This window comes from Bacillus sp. FJAT-27225 (assembly GCF_001685025.1).
GTDB lineage: Bacteria > Bacillota > Bacilli > Bacillales > Cytobacillaceae > Bacillus_D.
The window spans coordinates 433,339-450,069 of sequence record NZ_MAYU01000001.1; the positions used below are offsets into that span (position 1 = coordinate 433,339).

The window sequence follows — 16,731 nt, forward strand, 5'->3', positions numbered from 1 at the left end:
AACAGAATCCTGAAATTCATTCCACCTTACCTTCCCCATTTTTGGGATTTACAATTCAGCCATTTAGGCTTGAAAAAATTGCAAAAAAAAAGAGCCTTTAGGGCTCGTCCATACATCAATCGTTAAAAAGTTCCTTTTTCCGCCACTTTCCGTACTTAAAGTAAAGAAACGCAATCACGCTGCTTATTGCGAAACTCGTCCCCATTCCGGTCGCCACCCCTTTTTCACCCAGAAAGGCTGTAAACAATTCCGTGAGCGGGTACCTTAGCACCCAGAAGGAGATGATGTTTAAGACAAGTACCTGCATCATTGCACCCGCACCCCTGACCACTCCGTTTAAAATAAAGTTAATACCGAGAAACGGGTACGTGAAGGCAATGATTTTTAAATACTGTTCCCCAAAATCAACTGCATCGGGATCGTCGATAAATAGCCGGATGCCGCTTCTTGCAAACAGAAATGTTGCTGCTGCAATTAGGAACATGACGGCAAGATTGTATATTGTCCCATATATAGCGATTTTTTGAACCCTGTCCCACCTGCCTGCTCCAATATTTTGGCCCGCCATACTATTTACTGCTGTACCAAGGGCCTGTGCCGGTATCATAATGATGCTGTCAAGCCTTTGCGCAGCGCCAAACCCTGCAGTCGCCGCGGCTCCGAGTGAATTAACCACACTCATGATTGCCATTACTCCGGCTGAAATAACGACCATTTGAAGCCCGGCGGGTATGCCAAGTTTCAAAATGACAGAAACTTCTTTCTGGTCTGGCAGGTATGGAACTGGAAACGGCGCAAGTTTTTTTACAAGTATGTATCCAAGCCCTGCAAGGAAAGCTACTCCCTGCGAAAGTACAGTTGCATACGCTGCACCCGCCAACCCCAAATCAAATCCCTTAATAAAAAGGGGGTCAAGTACCGCATTCAAAACAACCGAACCTAACACAATGTAGAGGGGTGTCCTGCTATCGCCCAGTGAACGCAATATCGTACTGATAAAATTGTACCCTACTACAAATAAAATCCAGACAAAGTTAATTTGCAGATAAACAGCCGCCTCTCCCACCATTTCAGACGGGGTGTCAAGCAGCTTCAAAATCGGTTCTGCAAAAAAATATCCGCCTATTCCAAGAAGGATGGATAAGAAAAGCTGGAGCACTGTAAAAGCATTCAAATATCTTCTCAAGCCTTCATTGCTGTCCATTCCCTTTTGCTGGGAAAGAATTGTCAAGGACGCATTATTGATTCCGATAATAAACGACAACACTGTAAAAATGACCGTACCGGCTACTGCGATTGCTCCAAGCGCATTCGCACCAAGCAGATTTCCCACCCATAAGCTATCGATGAACTGATAAGAAACCTGAAGAACATTTGTCAGCATGATTGGCGTTGAAAAACGTACTAGCTGGCTATAAATATCCCCTTTTGTAAAATCCTGTTGTACCAACCTACTCACCTATTTCAAAAGCATAAACGCCTTGGTTATCGCCGTACAAACTGGAGGGGCCCTGAAGTTTGCGCACGCGTAGGCGCTGGAGCTAGATGTAAAAGACGTACACTAATCTCTTCCCTCTTTCATACTACCTAACCATCCGTATTTGTCCAAAAGAAAAACCTCTCCGTCAGGAAAGGCAAAAGCAGCAGAAATTATATTCCTTTTTTATCGCAATACTCATCAACGACTCGCTCAATATCGTTTAATACCGGATACTTGCCTTCAAATGAGAATTTAATTTCTTCAAGAAACTCCCCGTTCTTATAAACATGAATCGCCCCATCCTGGTTTATCACACTAAATTCAGGCTCAAAGCGATACCCGTTTCTATCAATTGCGCCCATTCGAGCATCAACTCCCGTATATTACAGCTTATTGCCCCGACTTTTACCTTTTTTCTCTACTGGGGCAAAACCATACCCTGTTGTACTTTGTTCAATTTCTGCTGGTTTGGATTGAGGTTTATCCTTCTTTTTCATCATGGTCTCAAGCCTTTCTTTATTTTTTCTTGCTTCCTTTAACCCCGTTCCTCGCGGTTTGCGGAGAATGATGACTTGCACCGCCGTCATTAGCGGGCCCTAATTGGTGCGCATCATCGGTAATTTTTGCCCCTTTTAAAAAATCGTCCTTTGTTTTCATATCGTACCTCCTAATTAAAGTAACGGCTTTCCTGCATCAGGGGAAAGATTAGCGTCACCTTTTCCTTTGATAGTGATTTGTTTTCCCTGACGGCCTTGGTTTCTTTCTTTGTTCTGCTTGTTTTTGGCTGCCATTCTGTTCACTCCTATCCTGCTTTGTTACTAGAGTCCCTCTCGTTTCCATTTTTAAATCATGTACATTTTTAGCAGAACTTCCAAAGTCAATTTGGCTAAAATTCCTCTCATTTACAAACGATATGTAATAATGAATGGATTCAGGGAGGTATCATTTTGAAAAAAGACAATCAAACAATGTCTGAGGAACCGACTGTTGCACCTGGTATGGAAAACAATATAGGCCTTGGAATCGAGGCTTCCGAGCAGGACAAAAAGAACGGGAATACAACGAGTGTAACAATAGCTTCTCTTGATGAAAACGATCCAAGTTAAAGCAAAAGACCCTGAGCTTATGCAGGGTCTTTTTAGTTAACTTGTTCAGCCTCGCCGCTGAGCATCAATCTTCATCCGGCTCGGTTAAATACTGGTTATCTGTTGTGGCAAACTTTACAGACAATAGGCTTTCATCTTTTTCAAGGCCGTACTGGTCTTTTCGGTTATCAATTTGCATATCTGTCTCATTCGCTTTTTCTTCTTTTCTACCCATAAGAACCCCTCACTATGTTTGTTTGGAAACATACTCCGCTTGATAGGAATTTTCACCTGCATGAACGGAAAGCAGGGTATCTGCATAGCCAACAAGCCTGTTTATAAGTTCATCGGCAACCGCATATACATGCTGATGCTGCGATGGGGCATAAAGCTTGGGATCATCAAAAATAATCGTTGTATTAATAAAAACATCCCGATTCCCATAAAGGTTATAATGAATGATCACTTTTCCGGCTGCTCCGCCTGTTTGTATATCTTTATACCCTGGCAGAAATATATACCATTCCTCAGCTGTCGCGGATCTAAAGTTTTTCACACACTTTATCCCATTGATTAGTTGTTCGATTTCCCGTTCAAGCTCATCACTTAATGCCCGTGTAATTTTCCTTTTATTCTCCTCTATCATGGCCAGCACCTCGCTCTATAGACTACCCTTCATCACTGCCTTCTATGAAGACAATCCCCATCAATTCAATCATCACATTATTAGAACTAGGCTCATATCCTATTTGTAGGTCTTTTTTATAAGGGAGGTGTCCTATGATTATCCATGTTGTCCAGCGTGGCGAGGCATTATGGCAAATAGCTGGCCGTTACAAAACAACGATAGAAAAAATTACGGAAACAAACGGGATTGAGAATCCTTCACGGCTGGCAATCGGCCAGGCGCTTGTAATACCTGTCCCCGACGTACTGCATTCCGTCCGGAGCGGAGAGGCTCTTTGGTCAATCTCGCATCGATATGGAGTAAGCGTAAACGAAATTATCCAGGCAAATCGGATTGCCGATCCTAATGTTCTTTATCCCGGGATGGTAATAAGAATTCCTCCAATCAGGCATACAGTAAGGGCTGGTGAAACCCTCTGGCAAATCGCACAGCGCTACGGAACGACTGTGCCTGAAATAATCCGTGCAAACACGATCGCCAATCCTAATGTTATTCAGGCTGGTTTAGTACTCGTGATTCCAAGGCAGAAACCGGTTATTGAAACCAATGCGTTTACGTATCATTCAAACGAAAAAGCTGTGCAGCTTGTAAGTGAAGTTGCACAGGATATGACGTATATTGCTCCATTTGCGTATGTTATTCAGCCCGATGGTTCACTTGTCCTTTATATGCAGGACGATACCGACGCCATTCGGACAGGGCTTGCAGAAGGGGCGCTGCCAATGATGTCGATCACCAATTTCACGGCCACCGAAGCGGGTGAGAATATCGCTCATGAAGTCCTGGCGAGCTCGGCAAACCGGGAGAAACTTCTTGGGAACATTCTTGGCGTTATGAGAGAAAAAGGTTATCGCGGCTTGAATATCGACTTTGAGAATGTTTTGCCTGCAGACAGGGAGTTATATAATCAATTCCTGCAGCGAGCAGTTGATTTACTGCATCGTGAAGGATATTTTGTTTCCACTTCATTAGCCCCAAAAACAAGCGGTGAACAAAAGGGATTGCTTTATGAGGCACACGATTATCCAGCTCACGGGAGGATTGCCGACTTCTCGGTACTGATGACGTATGAATGGGGCTATCGGCTTGGTCCTCCAATGGCTGTATCGCCACTGAATGAAATCCGCAGGGTCCTCGATTATGCTGTCACCGTTATGCCGCGTGATAAAATTTTGATGGGGTTCCAGTTATATGCAAGAGATTGGATCCTGCCGCATGTTAAGGGACAGGAAGCCGAAACATACAGCCCGCAGGAAGCAGTCAACAGGGCGATTCGATACGGGGCCACAATCCAATATGACCAGACAGCAGCCTCCCCTTATTTTAATTACACAGACGAGCAGGGGCGCCGCCATATCGTTTGGTTCGAGGATGCAAGAAGCGCACAGGCGAAATTCGACCTCGTCAAGGAGTATAAACTTAGGGGCATTAGTTATTGGGTCCTAGGTTATCCGTATCCGCAAAACTGGGTGCTGCTCGAGGATAATTTTACAATTAAACAGCTTAGATAAAGCCAGCAATTTATATGCTGGCTTTTTCACCTTATATTTCCACACCTGGAACTCCCTATTTTTGATAGAATTGTAGAGTATTAACCGGGAGGGAAGGTTTTGAAGCTTTCACGTAAACTTGCTATTTCACTACTCATTTGCCTTATCTTTATTGGCGGATTTCTTACTGGCTCGTTATTTATTTCGTATTCCACACCATCTAATCAACCGTATGGATATAGTCTGGCTACAGGGTCAATGAAGGCTCTTCCAATAAAAGCGATGCCGGATCTTTTAGAAGATAGAGTCGTCATAGGGTATGTCCAGGACTTCCGCGACCCAGAGAAAACAATGTACAATGAGTATACCCATATCATTTTTTCATTTGCCCATCCTTCCGCAGACGGTAAGGTTATGCTAAACGGTGACATGGCCTGGGACAACTTAAGAAAGACTGTTATGCTCGCCAAAAAACATAATACAAAAGTAATGCTTGCTGTTGGCGGTTGGTACCACATAACCGGCGGTGAATCGTATACATACTTTAAACAGGCAATTAGCCGGGAACCTTCACGAAAAAGGCTTGTGAATGAATTGATGTCTATCGTTGAAAATGAAAAGCTTGATGGAATTGATATCGACTTTGAGCATCCGCGTTCCGAAGCAGACGCTATAAATTTGGCAGCTTTTGCAAAGGATTTAAAATTAAGACTTGAACCCTTAAACAAAAAACTCTCGGTCGCGGTTTATTCGAAAATCAATGCTGTGACCGGTGAGGAGGTTGATTCTGTTATCTTTAAGCCAGAGCTATTCCTGCACACCGATTATGTTAATATTATGGCTTATGATGGGCAATGGGATGGCGGCTACCATGCAGCAAATCTTGCACCATATAAATTTACAGAATCGGTTGTACACTTTTGGGGAGATTATTTTGAACGTCTTGGTCTTGAGAAGAAGAAGCTTGTCCTTGGCATCCCTGCCTATGCGCAGCCCGAAAATCTAAGTAAGAAACAACTTACTTACTCCTCAATCATAAAAAAGGATTCAGGTAACGCTCAAAGCGATTCTTTTTCTGCAAACGGGACTGTTTATTTTTATAACGGAAAGCCAACTGTGGCGAAAAAAACCGAGCTGGCACTAGAGGAAGGATTTGGCGGAATGATGATTTGGGAGGCCGGCCATGATAGCATAGGGGATACAAGCCTGGTCGGAACTATTAACGATGTAATCAAACAGGACGGGAAGCTAACGAAAAACTAGGTGCTGACATTGGACTTGTAAACACATTTTACAAGAGGTTTGTATATTTCTATAAATCGAAAAAGGGAGAGCCTCTCTTTTAAAAGGCTCTCCCCTGTTATCCCGCATTAAAGGGCTGTAAGCCCCCCACCTCAAAGCTTAAGAAAAAACAAGTAAGAGTAGGCGGGGGATAATCTAACAATCAGTGGAGGATGAAGAACCCCCACTGATTAAGTTTCACTTTATGACTCGTCAGCTTCTTCCTGATCCATTATTCTTTCGAATTCTGCTGCTACCTTTTCAAACTCCTCATCGGTTTGGATGGCATCAAGGTCGCCTTCATCATCTACTTTTAAGAAGAAAATGTCGATATCATCTTCTGTATCCTCTTCTAGATCTTCAATGAAGCTTACTGCAACGTATTCTGTACCCTCAAGCTCCATGACAGCCAGTACTTCCACCTGTTGTTCTTGATCGTTTTCATCAGCAATTGTAAAAATTTCACCAACTTCGATTTTTTCCATAAAACTTCTCCTCTCTACGGATGGTTTGGACAATCATTATTTTCCCAAAAACAGAAAAATCTATGCCCTTCCTTCACACATCAAATTCCTTTACCTTTTCAAGTTTCTCGATAAGGACCATGCAGCGTTTATCGCCAAGTTCATAAATGTACATCGAGTTTTCTTTTTCGACGAGCAGCTTTCGAAATTGAATCTCGCCTTCAATATTATACTGATTGAGCAGGTCAATCAACTTATTATAGATTTGTTCCTTTTTCGGCTCAATCGTTGAAGCAATCTTAATCGGCATTGGTATGCCTGGAATTTTATAAGTTGTTAAAATCACTGTCTCCAATTGGCTTCACTCCTTACAATTGCTATTCGACATTTCCCGTGATTTCCCTGCTTTACGTGAAAACTTTTTGTGTATAGCTTATACTTGAACTACCAAAGTAGAAGGAGTCTTTATGATGAATAACAAAGAACTTCAAGATAGAATCATTGAGAATTATCAAGCAGATGAAAAAATGATGATACTTGTTTTTGCTCAATGGTGTATTAATAATGGCCTTGACCCGGAAGAGGTCTATTTAAGAGCCTATCCTAACCAGAGAAACAACCAGGCATTAAGTGATGCACTTGAATTAACTGTTCCAAAAGAGGAAGCCGGTGAGGTGCCTGACCAGACGCTTCTTGGCGTTTTGTCCCTGTTTGGGAATGATGATCTTGCTTTTATTATATCGGAAGAAATCAGTAAGAGAAAAAAGTAGACTTCGTGAATAAATTACCTATATCAACCTTATACTAGTTATGAAAGCTTGTAGCTCAATGGTCAGAGCAGCCACCAGCCTATTTACTAGGCTGATGTGCATTTTGCGGGTTCGAGTCCCGCCGGGCTTTCTTTTAGTTTGCCCAAAAAAGAAACAGTGATCGGCACATGCCATAATTTATTCCCTGCACCCTAATTTAGAAAAATAAGAACAGGCATCCCCAGTTAGTGGAGATGCCAAATCATGAACCTGTACCTCAATCCTCGTGCTTCAACACAATGTCTTCGTGTCTCTTTGAAAGGATTTTGCTCGTTTTTCGATAGTGTTTCGATTTAAAAACAATATCAAAATCATAGTCTTCTGGGTATAGCTCCCTAGCCGGTATGTGCAGCTTTAATCGTTTGTGATTAATCGTATGCTTTTCACCCTTAACCTGAACAATATAATTTCCCTGTTCATCCGGGCCTTTATAGACAATACCGTGTTCATCAGCGGGGGATATGGTGACATTGTCTCCCATTGAGAAACGCTCAACTTGGGCATCCGTTTTTAGAACAGGCTTTTTACGCTTCTGGTGCTTGTTAACAATCATCTGCCTCTCCATGTCTTTCTTTTTGTACTCTTCTATTGGGACTTCGGAGTACACCTTCATTTCTTTATACGTAATTTGGTGAGCCCTTTCAATTAGCTTTGGATGAATTCCAAGTTTAAGGGCAATCGCAAATGCCTGGCTTTCCCCGCCTTTGCCAATAGTAAGCCGATATGTCGGTTTCAGTGTATCAAGATCAAACTCCATCGACCCGTTGATAAATCCTTCATGCCGATCGGCAAAATCCTTTATTTCACTATAATGGGTAGTTGCCAAAAGCGTCGCACCCTTTGCATAGAGCTGTTCAAGGATTGCTGTTGCAAGCCCCATACCCTCACCTGGGTCCGTTCCCGAACCCAACTCATCCAACAGGACGAGCGACCTGTCATTGGTTTCCTTCAAAATCTCAATAATATTAACGATCCTCGAGCTAAATGTGCTCAGGTTTTCGGTAATGCTCTGGCCGTCACCGATATCAACAAGGATATTCTGATAGACGGCTATTTCACTTCCTTCTGATACTGGCAAAAACAACCCGGACTGCGCCATTAATGCCAGGAGCCCTACTGTTTTAATAGAAACGGTCTTACCTCCTGTATTTGGCCCTGTAATGACGAGTGCATTCTCAGGTTCGCCCAGCTTAATGTTTAATGGAACTGCCCCCGCACCAAGCAAGGGGTGCCTAGCATCAATAAGCCTGATAATATGTGATTCGTTTACAGAAACCTTTCTCCCATCAATTGCCCTGCTATATTTGGCTTTTGCAAACAGAAAATCGTAATGAACCATTGTTTCTACTGCGAAGCCCAATTGCTGCTCATTTGCTTCCACCAGCCCGGTCAAATAGGTTAGGACTTTCTCTACCTCGGCTTCCTCATCAGATTTGAGCCAAAAAAGATCATCCTGATACGAGGAAATCTCTTCAGGCTCAATATATACGGTTGACCCGGATGCCGATGTATCGAGAGCCTTGCCTTTTACTTTCGTTCTGTATTCCTTTTTAATTGGGATAACATAACGTCCTTCTCGTTGGCTGACTGTATTTTCCTGTAGGTAGGTTTTGTATTTACTTGATCGTACAAGCTGCTGGACTTTCTCTTTAAGCCGCTCCTCCTGGACTGCGATTTGCTTGCGCATTTTCAAAAGCTCCTTGCTCGCATAATCATCCACATTGCCATGCCGGATACAGCGGATGATTTCAGATGCCAATTCAGGGAGTTCATCAATAGAGTAAATATAGCTCGTCACCCTTGGTGCAACATACTCCTTGTCTTTCATAAATCGTTTCATTTTAGAGCAGCAATCCAAAAAGTCATATAGGCGGCTCAATTGCTCAGGCTTCAATGCTGCCCCTTTATTCAATCCTTTAAGAAGAGAGTCAATTCCCTCGAGGCCGTGCACCGGGACACTGGTACTAATTTTCATAATTTCAACGGCTTCGGACAATTCCCCGAGCAACGCTTCAATTTGCTTTACATTCGTCGAAGGCAGCAGGTTTGTGATTTTTTCTTTGCCTGCTGCAGTTAATGCATAGGCAGCCAATTTTTCTTTAATTTTTTCAAAATCAAGAACGTGAAAGGTGTGACTGTTCATCTTCCATCCTCCTATAAAGTTAATGCGGGAATAAATAAAAATAGCCGCACTGAACAAGTCAGCGCGGCTTAAAGTAACGGAAAAAATCCGCTTCTACCCCTTAAAAAACCAAAATAAATAGCTGATGCACATTGTACACAGCCACAGTCGGTTAAAGGATTGCATGCTTGTATGTCCATTTGTTCTTAACTTCCATTTCTGGCCATGAGAAAATAAGCCTGCTATATGAGGCATTTTGGCCTGAAACGAGTTATCCAATTGTTTGGATTAGTTAAGAACGGCTCCCGACATAAAACATACTCCCTTGGTAAAAAAATCAATTTCATGGCAATCGTAACACATGGTTGAGCTGAAAGTAAAGGGACAGCTGCCTAAACCTTTTGACAGCTGCTCTGATATCGTTTCTTCCGAATATTTTGCTGGCCTGCTTTCTGATGTACTCAGAATCTCAATCGTATCCATTAGGCAATACACGCTAAATTATCTATTCTAACAATTACCACTTCTTCAACTTGTTTGAGACCCGGAACGCTGCCCTTGTTTTTTTCCTGAGGTCTTCAATCGAAATACCATCGGCTGCTTCTATCAGTATCATTTCTCCATCCTGGATAGTAAACACTGCTAGTTCGGTAACGACCATTTGTGCGGGTTTCAGGCCTGTAATAGGATACTCCAGTTCTTTTACAAGCTTAGGCGCTCCTTCCTTGGAGAGGTGTGTCATCGCAACAATTATTTTTTTTGCTCCTGGTACAAGATCCATTGCCCCGCCAACTCCCAAGATATCGGAACCAGGTACTGCCCAGTTGGCAATCTCTCCTTTCTCACTCACCTGGAGGGCTCCGAGAACAACCACATCAATATGACCGCCGCGTATCATCCCGAATGAATCCACGCTTGAAAAAATCGATGCTCCTGGATCGAGCGTGACTGGATGCTTGCTCGCGCTAATACAGTCCATATCAGTGCCTTCCGGAGATGGAGGAGGACCCATGCCAAGGATTCCGTTTTCCGAGTGAAGATAGACTCCTTGTTCTTTTGTTAAATAGTTTGGAATGAGCGTCGGAATCCCAACACCAAGATTTACAATTTGACCCTTTTTAAGTTCCATAGCAACTCGTTGGGCAATTCGCTCTTTAGCTCGAATGTTTTTAGACATACCTTCGCCCCCTTTGCACAAAGTTAAAAGAAATTAATTGCTTTTAGTGTTGCTCCTCAATTTATCCAGGGTAATGCGAATCACATCAATCCCTTCAATAAAAATCCCTGCCATGGTGGATGAGGTAGTGATTCCTTCAACCGCGAATTCTTGTTTTCGAAAAACATCCTCACGCCGAGGGCATTTTCTTGCCATTAAGGAATCTCTTTTAATTGGATACTTTTGTGAACCTTCCTGGCTGTTGTTAATCCGGATTCAATTGCTCCGTCCATAAAGCTGGCCCAGCCCTTCGCAAAAGTCGTCCCTGCCAGATAAATGCAATTTTCCGGACTGTTCCACTCCTCAAAGTAATTGGTTAGCTGGTTCGGTTTCAGCATTGGCCATGCCTCTTTTGAAAAATCGTCATTTACCCAGTCATGCCCCGTACTTTCCAACACTTCAACATCTGGAATCCAATACTTCAATGCCGCTTCAACCGCTTCACGGTCATTCGGATTGAGCCTGTCAGCCCGAGTGCCAAATCCAACGATAATGCTGTTTCCATCCACATACCGGTCCAGATGGACTGAATTAAGAGGATACTCTCCTGGTGCCAATGCATCGAAAGGTTCCAACTCTCCCCTCAGCCTTGCCCAGACTTTAACTCCTTTGGACATTTGGCCTTCCTGTGACGCATTCATTTTTGCGGTGGAAAGCGGCGGTTCAAACAGAATATCTTTTAGGACTGTCATAGGGACTGTTACAATCACTGCGCGTGCCTTATAAGTTGTTCCATCAGCAGTCGATACAGCAGCACATCCAGCGCTGTGCCTGATTTGTGTGACCATAGTCGACAGTCTGATATCAGCGGCAGCAGCATCTGCAATTGCTTGAATAAGGGATTGTGTTCCATCCTTTAACCTGTAAGTTGAAATCATTGAACCATGATTTGACCAGTCCCCTTGGGAAAAGACCCACCAGCGAAAAATCTGGCTTGCCGCCCCTTCGCTCGGCGGCCCGCAGAAATCAGAAGCGATCCAGCCATGGAGAATATCGTATTCTTCTTCATTTAGCCCAAAGTCGTTCATGAATTGCTCTGCAGAAATGCCGTCGACTTCCTTAATTAAAGGAGAATGAAGTGGTGAATATGGGAAAGGCAAATAGTTTGAACTTACACACATTAGCTTTCCTGCAGTCTCTCTTATTTTTTTCCTATATTCAGCTACGGTCGAGCAACGCGCCTGCCCGGCCGAAATCCAATACACTTTCTTTGGCTTCGGTCCTGACACAATCTCAAGCCCGTATCTCGTTATCTCAGCCCAAACATGCGGCTGGTGCCAATGGACGTATGTCCCGCCCATTTCCAAGTCCGAATCCAATCTGGAATCTACCCAGGTCCTTCCGCCAAGCCGGGCCCGCGCCTCTAAAACTAGCACTCTATAACCTAAAAGACGGAGTTCCCTCGCCGCTGTCAGCCCGGAAAAACCGCCCCCTACAACGATCACATCATAGTCCTCATGCCCTGCTAGCATCCGCTTCCCCCTCCACACCTAAATCAGCTTTTACTATTAATAGGTATGAATCGTTTGAAGAGATAAGTAGTGATGGAAATAAATAATTGGAAGTGGAGGTAGCATTATTTGCCTGTGATGAATTTTGCTTCGGTCGCACCCTGTATTGTCCATACTACTGTTTGGCTGTGGATTTTCAGCACCTATTCAACTTATTTTGGCCACTCAACAGCCTGCACTTTTTGCAGACAATAAGTAATGGAACAAAAAAAGTCTCCTTGGTAACCGAAGGAGACGCTGCAGCTTATGTAAACTTTAACCTTTCCAAATTTTCTTTTGAAAAATGATAAATCCATCCATCAAGGTTTCTAACTGGCTCTACAAGAGGAGGAAGGAGTGTGCCGCCCATTCCAAAGGCAACCGCATAGAGAGCGCAGATAGCTGCATCATATACATCTGTTCCCGGCTCTGCCGTTGGAGGGAGATATTTTTTTATTCCTGGAAAAGCTTCTGAGGACTTTCTTTCTTTAACAAGAGCCGGGTATACCTCCAAAATAATCTTGTTGTTTCTTGGATTTTGAGGATGAAAGGGATAGGTAAGGAAATTCTCCCTTTTTTCCCACTTCCTGATATGTGACATTGCAACGGTTGCATTGTTTCCAATCCTGTCGAAAGTAGCGGAAAGTGGGTTTTTTCCAAATACGCTATGAATATGACGATCTGTATCCCGATATGCGAATATATTATCAATTTCCCTTGCCGGCTTTCGAATCCCGGCATCAGCACCTTTAAGCAGCCCGACAAACGCGGCAGGAAAGCAGAGTGGCGCATCCACCCCAATTATAATTTTCGTATCTTCGTTGTCAGGCAGAACTGTTCCTCCTGAAACCGCATGTATTAAATCTTTAATTTCCAGCATGCCGGCGTCGGGGATGGAAATGGAAGATGGCGTACCAACCCATTCCACCTGATCCTTGCCTTCCTTCCAGACACAAACCGCAACGCCATGGTTATTACCTAGCCAGCCGCCGACGTCCCAGCCAATTCCAATTACTTTTGAAACATTCATATGCACGCGGCTCCGATTAATCGAGTTCCAGCGGTCTAAGACTCGCTTCTATTTCAGCCCGCTTTGGCTCGAGATAAGGAGGCAAAGCAAGCTTTTCCCCAAGTGAATCGACCGGTTCATCAGCCGCAAATCCTGGCGTATCCGTCGATAGCTCAAATAGGATATGGTTTGGTTCCCTAAAATAGAGCGCCTTGAAATAATAACGCTCCACTTCACCTGAGTTCATTAGCCCGCTCGCCTTTATTTTTTCAACCCATCGTGCAAATTCCTGTTCATTCGGCACCCTAAAGGCAACATGATGGACGCCCCCACGTCCAAGCCGTTCACGTGGAAGGTCCGGACGCGATTCGAGATGCACTTCAGCTCCTGAACCGCCCTCGCCTGTAGCGTATACTTGTATGTCGGGAAACTCACCGGATGGGGAGGGGTACGACCCGACATATCGGAAACCCATTATGCTAGTCAACACATTCATTGTTGGTGCCGGGTCGCCGACTGTCAATGTAACCGGGCCCAGTCCGACGATTGCATATTCAGCAGGAACATCCGACCCAGCCCACGGCTGCCCCGGAGCTACACCGACTTCTCGATTATCCGCAACCAGAAACAGCCTGGTTCCCTCATGGTCCTGGAACTCAAGCACATCCCGTCCCGCTCGCTGTGATCGTTCTTTGTGATAGACACCAAGCTCTTCAAAGCGATTTTTCCAGTAATGAAGTGACTCTACATCCCGTACACGGAGAGAAGTAGATGATATGCTTGACCTTCCCGGATGAGTCCTTCCAAGTGAAGGAATATCAAAGAAAGTTATTTCCGTTCCTGGGCTGCCAACAGCGTCCCCATAAAAGAGATGGTACGATTCGGTATTATCTTGATTCACTGTCTTTTTGACAAGCCGCAGGCCCAGCACCTTTGTGTAAAAGGCGAAATTCTTTTCAGCCTTTGCTGTTAACAGTGACACATGATGGAGTCCAAGCAGATTCACATCGCTCACCCTTTCTGTTAAAAACTTATTTTCATAGTAGCAGTTTGTGTTGAGATATGAAAAACAATCGGCTTTCAGAGAGGTAAAACTTCTTTAAAATGAAATCGGTTAAAACGTATACATGAAGTAGGTCTCTTAAAATGTTCAGTACCAGTAAATAATAGAAATTCCAGGTGAATTTGCGGCAAGTTGCTGCTATTGGGACATATGTATTGAAGTCCTTTTAAGGAGCGAATAGTATAGTTTAGCGAACTGGTTTTGGAGGGGCGCTTTTGTACTATTTAATGGACGGAACCTGCTTTTAGCAAGGAGGGTTTCGTCGCATAAATCTTTTTATTGGACGGAAAGGCATCTTGCAACCTGGTGTTGCGTCCCATATATCTTTTTTATGGGACGAAACGGCATAAAGCGAGTAGAGCTCCGTCTCATAAAAATTATATATGAACGAATCGCCATTTTCCGAGAAGTGATTCTCCCAATTATGTTTCTATAAAATCCAAGGACAAGTGATTACTTTATTAAAAAGAATCCCCGCCATCATTAGGCGGGGATTCCTCCTATCTATTCAAATCACTTAGCCCAGGTGCATGCTCATTAGGTAGCTCAGGCATCGTCGGAACAGGGAATCCTTCTGGCGGAGCTACAACCTGAAGCTCCCCATCGTTCCTGCTCGGCGACTTGCCACTAAAGATTTCTGCCACCAATGTATCATCAAGCCTGAAGTTAAAGAAAGCATTATGGAAGCCCATATCTACATATTTTTTGCACTCGGGATATTTGTTAATATCATAATTCGGCACAGGGAACAATTTACCCCAATCAACCCCGAGCGTCTCAAGAGCCTTTGCGAATGCATTCTGGTGTGCATTATCGCGCACAATCAGGAATGCAAGCGTCTCACGGAACGTTTTATTCGTACTCATCTCATAAATACGTGACTTCTGTAAGACACCAGTAGACTCAAGTGTAAGGTTCGATAATAAATTTCCAACCAGATTGCCATGGTCGTAAACCCATGACCCATTCCAAGGGTTTCCGGCCGCATCCTCCGGAACCGACGCTTGCGCCCCGATGATATAATGATGGGGGTTCGCATGCATAACGGGATCCTGCAGCGGAGCACCGCTTGGACTCGCTGATCCAGCACCCGGCTCGCCTGATTCATTCAGCAAATGATTAATGGTCGTCTGAACCAATTCGACGTGGGCAATTTCCTCGAGGAAAATTCCTCGCAGCAAATCGCGAAACTTCTTATCGGTCCCACGAAAGTTCGAGCTTTGGAAAAAGAATTGCATCATCGTTCTCATTTCACCAAAATGGCCGCCGAGGATTTCCTGCATTACCTTCGCTGCAGCAGGATCCGGTTTGTCGGGCGTAATAATATTAATCAAATCTTCCCTGTAAAAATACATTCTTCTACCCCACTTTCATAATTCGGCTCAAACATAGCCGTTTCTGTTAACTTGCGCAACCCTACACCAAACATGCACAAGAATGGGGTTTTATAGACTTTTTTGTAAAAACTGGGCCTGCACTTTTGCGCAGACCCTGTACATCTAATGCGATTAATCGATAACAAAGCCAACTTTCCCTAGCTGCTCTGCTTTTTCCAGTAAATCAAATGCTCTTCCGTATTCCTCAAGAGGGAACATCCCTTCAATAACAGGCCGTACCCCGTGCTTTTCAATAAAAGCGAGCATCTCCCGATATTCTTCGGCACTGCCCATTGTAGATCCAAGCATATTGAATTGCCCATAAAAAAAGCTTCGTAAATTGAAGTCGACTACATCACCTGCTGATGCCCCGAACGTAACGATCGTTCCGCCTGGCCTCAAACAGGCGAGAGACTTATTAAAGGTTGCTGCACCGATTGATTCAATAACAACATCAACCTTTTCTCCCGATAAGGCTTCAGCCCAATCACTATTGCTGTCAAAAGCCTTGTCCGCCCCAAGCTCCAGCGCCCGTTTACACTTTTGTTCGGAGCGGGAGCTGACATAGACAGTGGCACCCACTGCTTTGGCCATCTGCAGCATGAAAGTCGCAACTCCGCCTCCAATGCCGGGAATGAAGATTTTCATGCCTTCCCTGATTTTAGCCCTTGTGAACAGGACCCGGAAAGCGGTTAGGGCGGCGAGGGAAAGCACGCCAGCCTCCTCCCAAGTCAGGAACCCGGGTTTTGGAAGTGCATTTTCCGCTGGGACAATAACATATTGTGCGAAGGTGCCATTGGATGGATGTCCAAGAATTTCGAATCCCTCTGGCGGAGCGTCACTATTATTCTTCCAGCCAATCCCCGGATTGATGATAACCTCTTGCCCCACTGAAAGTTCATTTACGCCATGTCCAACCGCATCGATAATCCCTGCGCCATCAGAACCGATTACTAAAGGCGGCTCTGTTTCCTTGTGCCGCTCAAGTGTTATCAGGTCACGGTGATTCATTCCGGCGGATTTCAGTCTGATTCTTACTTCATTTTTGCCTGGTTCGGGAAGCTCCATCTCCCTTACGGCCAACCCTTCAATTCCGGTTTTAACTTCATGGACAAGTGCTTTCACGACAAATCACCTCATTTATTATGTATCACTCCA

The 16,731-nt window shown here is 44.2% G+C and carries 19 protein-coding genes and 1 tRNA gene; 5 read left to right on the forward strand and 15 right to left on the reverse strand.

Translation table 11 applies throughout. From position 1 onward, the window contains the following. Window positions 1-115: 115 nt before the first annotated feature. The 3 genes from A8F94_RS02235 to A8F94_RS25580 form a co-directional block, all read right to left on the reverse strand. Window positions 116-1,450 carry an MATE family efflux transporter gene (locus A8F94_RS02235; RefSeq protein ID WP_066195004.1) on the reverse strand — a complete coding sequence of 445 codons (1,335 nt, stop codon included), beginning with the start codon at window positions 1,448-1,450 and terminating at the stop codon, window positions 116-118. A 200-nt stretch (window positions 1,451-1,650) separates the two neighbouring features. Continuing rightward, window positions 1,651-1,842 carry a YbxH family protein gene (locus tag A8F94_RS02240; RefSeq protein ID WP_066195008.1) on the reverse strand — a complete coding sequence of 64 codons (192 nt, stop codon included), beginning with the start codon at window positions 1,840-1,842 and terminating at the stop codon, window positions 1,651-1,653. A gap of 154 nt (window positions 1,843-1,996) precedes the next feature. Further along, window positions 1,997-2,137 (reverse strand): hypothetical protein, encoded by a 141-nt coding sequence (locus A8F94_RS25580; RefSeq protein WP_175384340.1) that lies wholly within the window; start codon window positions 2,135-2,137, stop codon window positions 1,997-1,999. Between the two features lie 290 nt (window positions 2,138-2,427). Here A8F94_RS25580 and A8F94_RS25585 point away from each other — a divergent pair, with 290 nt between their 5' ends. Next, window positions 2,428-2,586, forward strand: a complete 159-nt coding sequence (locus A8F94_RS25585) for a hypothetical protein (protein ID WP_175384315.1) — start codon at window positions 2,428-2,430, stop codon at window positions 2,584-2,586. Window positions 2,587-2,650: 64 nt separating this feature from the next. Here A8F94_RS25585 and A8F94_RS25590 read toward each other — a convergent pair whose 3' ends face one another. Further along, window positions 2,651-2,800 carry a hypothetical protein gene (locus tag A8F94_RS25590; protein ID WP_175384316.1) on the reverse strand — a complete coding sequence of 50 codons (150 nt, stop codon included), beginning with the start codon at window positions 2,798-2,800 and terminating at the stop codon, window positions 2,651-2,653. Between the two features lie 12 nt (window positions 2,801-2,812). After that, window positions 2,813-3,211: a hypothetical protein gene (locus tag A8F94_RS02245; RefSeq protein WP_066195011.1), complete on the reverse strand. Its 399-nt coding sequence runs from the start codon at window positions 3,209-3,211 to the stop codon at window positions 2,813-2,815. Between the two features lie 134 nt (window positions 3,212-3,345). Between A8F94_RS02245 and A8F94_RS02250 the strand changes: the two genes are divergently transcribed. Both A8F94_RS02250 and A8F94_RS02255 read left to right on the forward strand, forming a co-directional pair. After that, on the forward strand, window positions 3,346-4,764 hold the full coding sequence (locus A8F94_RS02250; protein ID WP_066195015.1) for a LysM peptidoglycan-binding domain-containing protein: 1,419 nt from the start codon (window positions 3,346-3,348) through the stop codon (window positions 4,762-4,764). 99 nt (window positions 4,765-4,863) lie between these two features. Further along, window positions 4,864-6,006, forward strand: a complete 1,143-nt coding sequence (locus A8F94_RS02255; RefSeq protein WP_254660769.1) for a glycoside hydrolase family 18 protein — start codon at window positions 4,864-4,866, stop codon at window positions 6,004-6,006. A 221-nt stretch (window positions 6,007-6,227) separates the two neighbouring features. Here A8F94_RS02255 and A8F94_RS02260 read toward each other — a convergent pair whose 3' ends face one another. Together A8F94_RS02260 and A8F94_RS02265 are read right to left on the reverse strand one after the other, a co-directional pair. Further along, window positions 6,228-6,509: a DUF1292 domain-containing protein gene (locus tag A8F94_RS02260; RefSeq protein ID WP_066195019.1), complete on the reverse strand. Its 282-nt coding sequence runs from the start codon at window positions 6,507-6,509 to the stop codon at window positions 6,228-6,230. A 73-nt stretch (window positions 6,510-6,582) separates the two neighbouring features. Next, a complete protein-coding gene (locus tag A8F94_RS02265; RefSeq protein ID WP_066195022.1) occupies window positions 6,583-6,843 on the reverse strand; it encodes a hypothetical protein in 261 nt (86 codons plus the stop codon). 115 nt (window positions 6,844-6,958) lie between these two features. Here A8F94_RS02265 and A8F94_RS02270 point away from each other — a divergent pair, with 115 nt between their 5' ends. Continuing rightward, on the forward strand, window positions 6,959-7,258 hold the full coding sequence (locus tag A8F94_RS02270) for a hypothetical protein (RefSeq protein ID WP_066195028.1): 300 nt from the start codon (window positions 6,959-6,961) through the stop codon (window positions 7,256-7,258). A 44-nt stretch (window positions 7,259-7,302) separates the two neighbouring features. Continuing rightward, window positions 7,303-7,388: transfer RNA gene (locus A8F94_RS02275), tRNA-Asn, on the forward strand. A gap of 126 nt (window positions 7,389-7,514) precedes the next feature. Here the strand turns inward: A8F94_RS02275 and A8F94_RS02280 are convergent. The 8 genes from A8F94_RS02280 to A8F94_RS02310 all read right to left on the reverse strand — a co-directional run bounded on the left by A8F94_RS02280 (window position 7,515) and on the right by A8F94_RS02310 (window position 16,698). Next, a complete protein-coding gene (locus tag A8F94_RS02280) occupies window positions 7,515-9,440 on the reverse strand; it encodes an endonuclease MutS2 (RefSeq protein ID WP_066195032.1) in 1,926 nt (641 codons plus the stop codon). 496 nt (window positions 9,441-9,936) lie between these two features. Next, the gene (locus tag A8F94_RS02285; RefSeq protein WP_066195034.1) at window positions 9,937-10,596 is read right to left on the reverse strand and encodes a 3-oxoacid CoA-transferase subunit B; all 660 of its coding nucleotides are present in this window, start codon (window positions 10,594-10,596) and stop codon (window positions 9,937-9,939) included. A gap of 33 nt (window positions 10,597-10,629) precedes the next feature. Beyond that, a complete protein-coding gene (locus tag A8F94_RS25595; protein WP_175384341.1) occupies window positions 10,630-10,791 on the reverse strand; it encodes a hypothetical protein in 162 nt (53 codons plus the stop codon). After that, window positions 10,791-12,107 carry a flavin monoamine oxidase family protein gene (locus A8F94_RS02290; RefSeq protein ID WP_066195037.1) on the reverse strand — a complete coding sequence of 439 codons (1,317 nt, stop codon included), beginning with the start codon at window positions 12,105-12,107 and terminating at the stop codon, window positions 10,791-10,793. Before A8F94_RS02290 ends, A8F94_RS25595 begins: the two co-directional genes overlap by 1 nt. Before the next feature lie 283 nt (window positions 12,108-12,390). Next, on the reverse strand, window positions 12,391-13,155 hold the full coding sequence (locus tag A8F94_RS02295; protein WP_066195040.1) for a DUF429 domain-containing protein: 765 nt from the start codon (window positions 13,153-13,155) through the stop codon (window positions 12,391-12,393). A gap of 16 nt (window positions 13,156-13,171) precedes the next feature. Then, window positions 13,172-14,140, reverse strand: coding sequence for a ring-cleaving dioxygenase (locus A8F94_RS02300; RefSeq protein WP_066195042.1), 969 nt, complete (start codon window positions 14,138-14,140; stop codon window positions 13,172-13,174). Window positions 14,141-14,697: 557 nt separating this feature from the next. Then, a complete protein-coding gene (locus A8F94_RS02305; protein WP_066195044.1) occupies window positions 14,698-15,552 on the reverse strand; it encodes a manganese catalase family protein in 855 nt (284 codons plus the stop codon). A gap of 153 nt (window positions 15,553-15,705) precedes the next feature. Then, window positions 15,706-16,698 carry a zinc-binding dehydrogenase gene (locus tag A8F94_RS02310; RefSeq protein ID WP_066195047.1) on the reverse strand — a complete coding sequence of 331 codons (993 nt, stop codon included), beginning with the start codon at window positions 16,696-16,698 and terminating at the stop codon, window positions 15,706-15,708. Window positions 16,699-16,731: the final 33 nt, after the last annotated feature.

Coding starts and splice junctions, on each gene's coding strand:
- A8F94_RS02240 (WP_066195008.1), bottom strand. CDS start 1,842: ATGGGCGCAATTGATAGAAACGGGTATCGCTTTGAGCCTGAATTTAGT.
- A8F94_RS25580 (WP_175384340.1), bottom strand. CDS start 2,137: ATGAAAACAAAGGACGATTTTTTAAAAGGGGCAAAAATTACCGATGAT.
- A8F94_RS25590 (WP_175384316.1), bottom strand. CDS start 2,800: ATGGGTAGAAAAGAAGAAAAAGCGAATGAGACAGATATGCAAATTGAT.
- A8F94_RS02245 (WP_066195011.1), bottom strand. CDS start 3,211: ATGATAGAGGAGAATAAAAGGAAAATTACACGGGCATTAAGTGATGAG.
- A8F94_RS02250 (WP_066195015.1), top strand. CDS start 3,346: ATGATTATCCATGTTGTCCAGCGTGGCGAGGCATTATGGCAAATAGCT.
- A8F94_RS02260 (WP_066195019.1), bottom strand. CDS start 6,509: ATGGAAAAAATCGAAGTTGGTGAAATTTTTACAATTGCTGATGAAAAC.
- A8F94_RS02270 (WP_066195028.1), top strand. CDS start 6,959: ATGAATAACAAAGAACTTCAAGATAGAATCATTGAGAATTATCAAGCA.
- A8F94_RS02280 (WP_066195032.1), bottom strand. CDS start 9,440: ATGAACAGTCACACCTTTCACGTTCTTGATTTTGAAAAAATTAAAGAA.
- A8F94_RS02285 (WP_066195034.1), bottom strand. CDS start 10,596: ATGTCTAAAAACATTCGAGCTAAAGAGCGAATTGCCCAACGAGTTGCT.
- A8F94_RS25595 (WP_175384341.1), bottom strand. CDS start 10,791: ATGGCAAGAAAATGCCCTCGGCGTGAGGATGTTTTTCGAAAACAAGAA.
- A8F94_RS02290 (WP_066195037.1), bottom strand. CDS start 12,107: ATGCTAGCAGGGCATGAGGACTATGATGTGATCGTTGTAGGGGGCGGT.
- A8F94_RS02295 (WP_066195040.1), bottom strand. CDS start 13,155: ATGAATGTTTCAAAAGTAATTGGAATTGGCTGGGACGTCGGCGGCTGG.
- A8F94_RS02305 (WP_066195044.1), bottom strand. CDS start 15,552: ATGTATTTTTACAGGGAAGATTTGATTAATATTATTACGCCCGACAAA.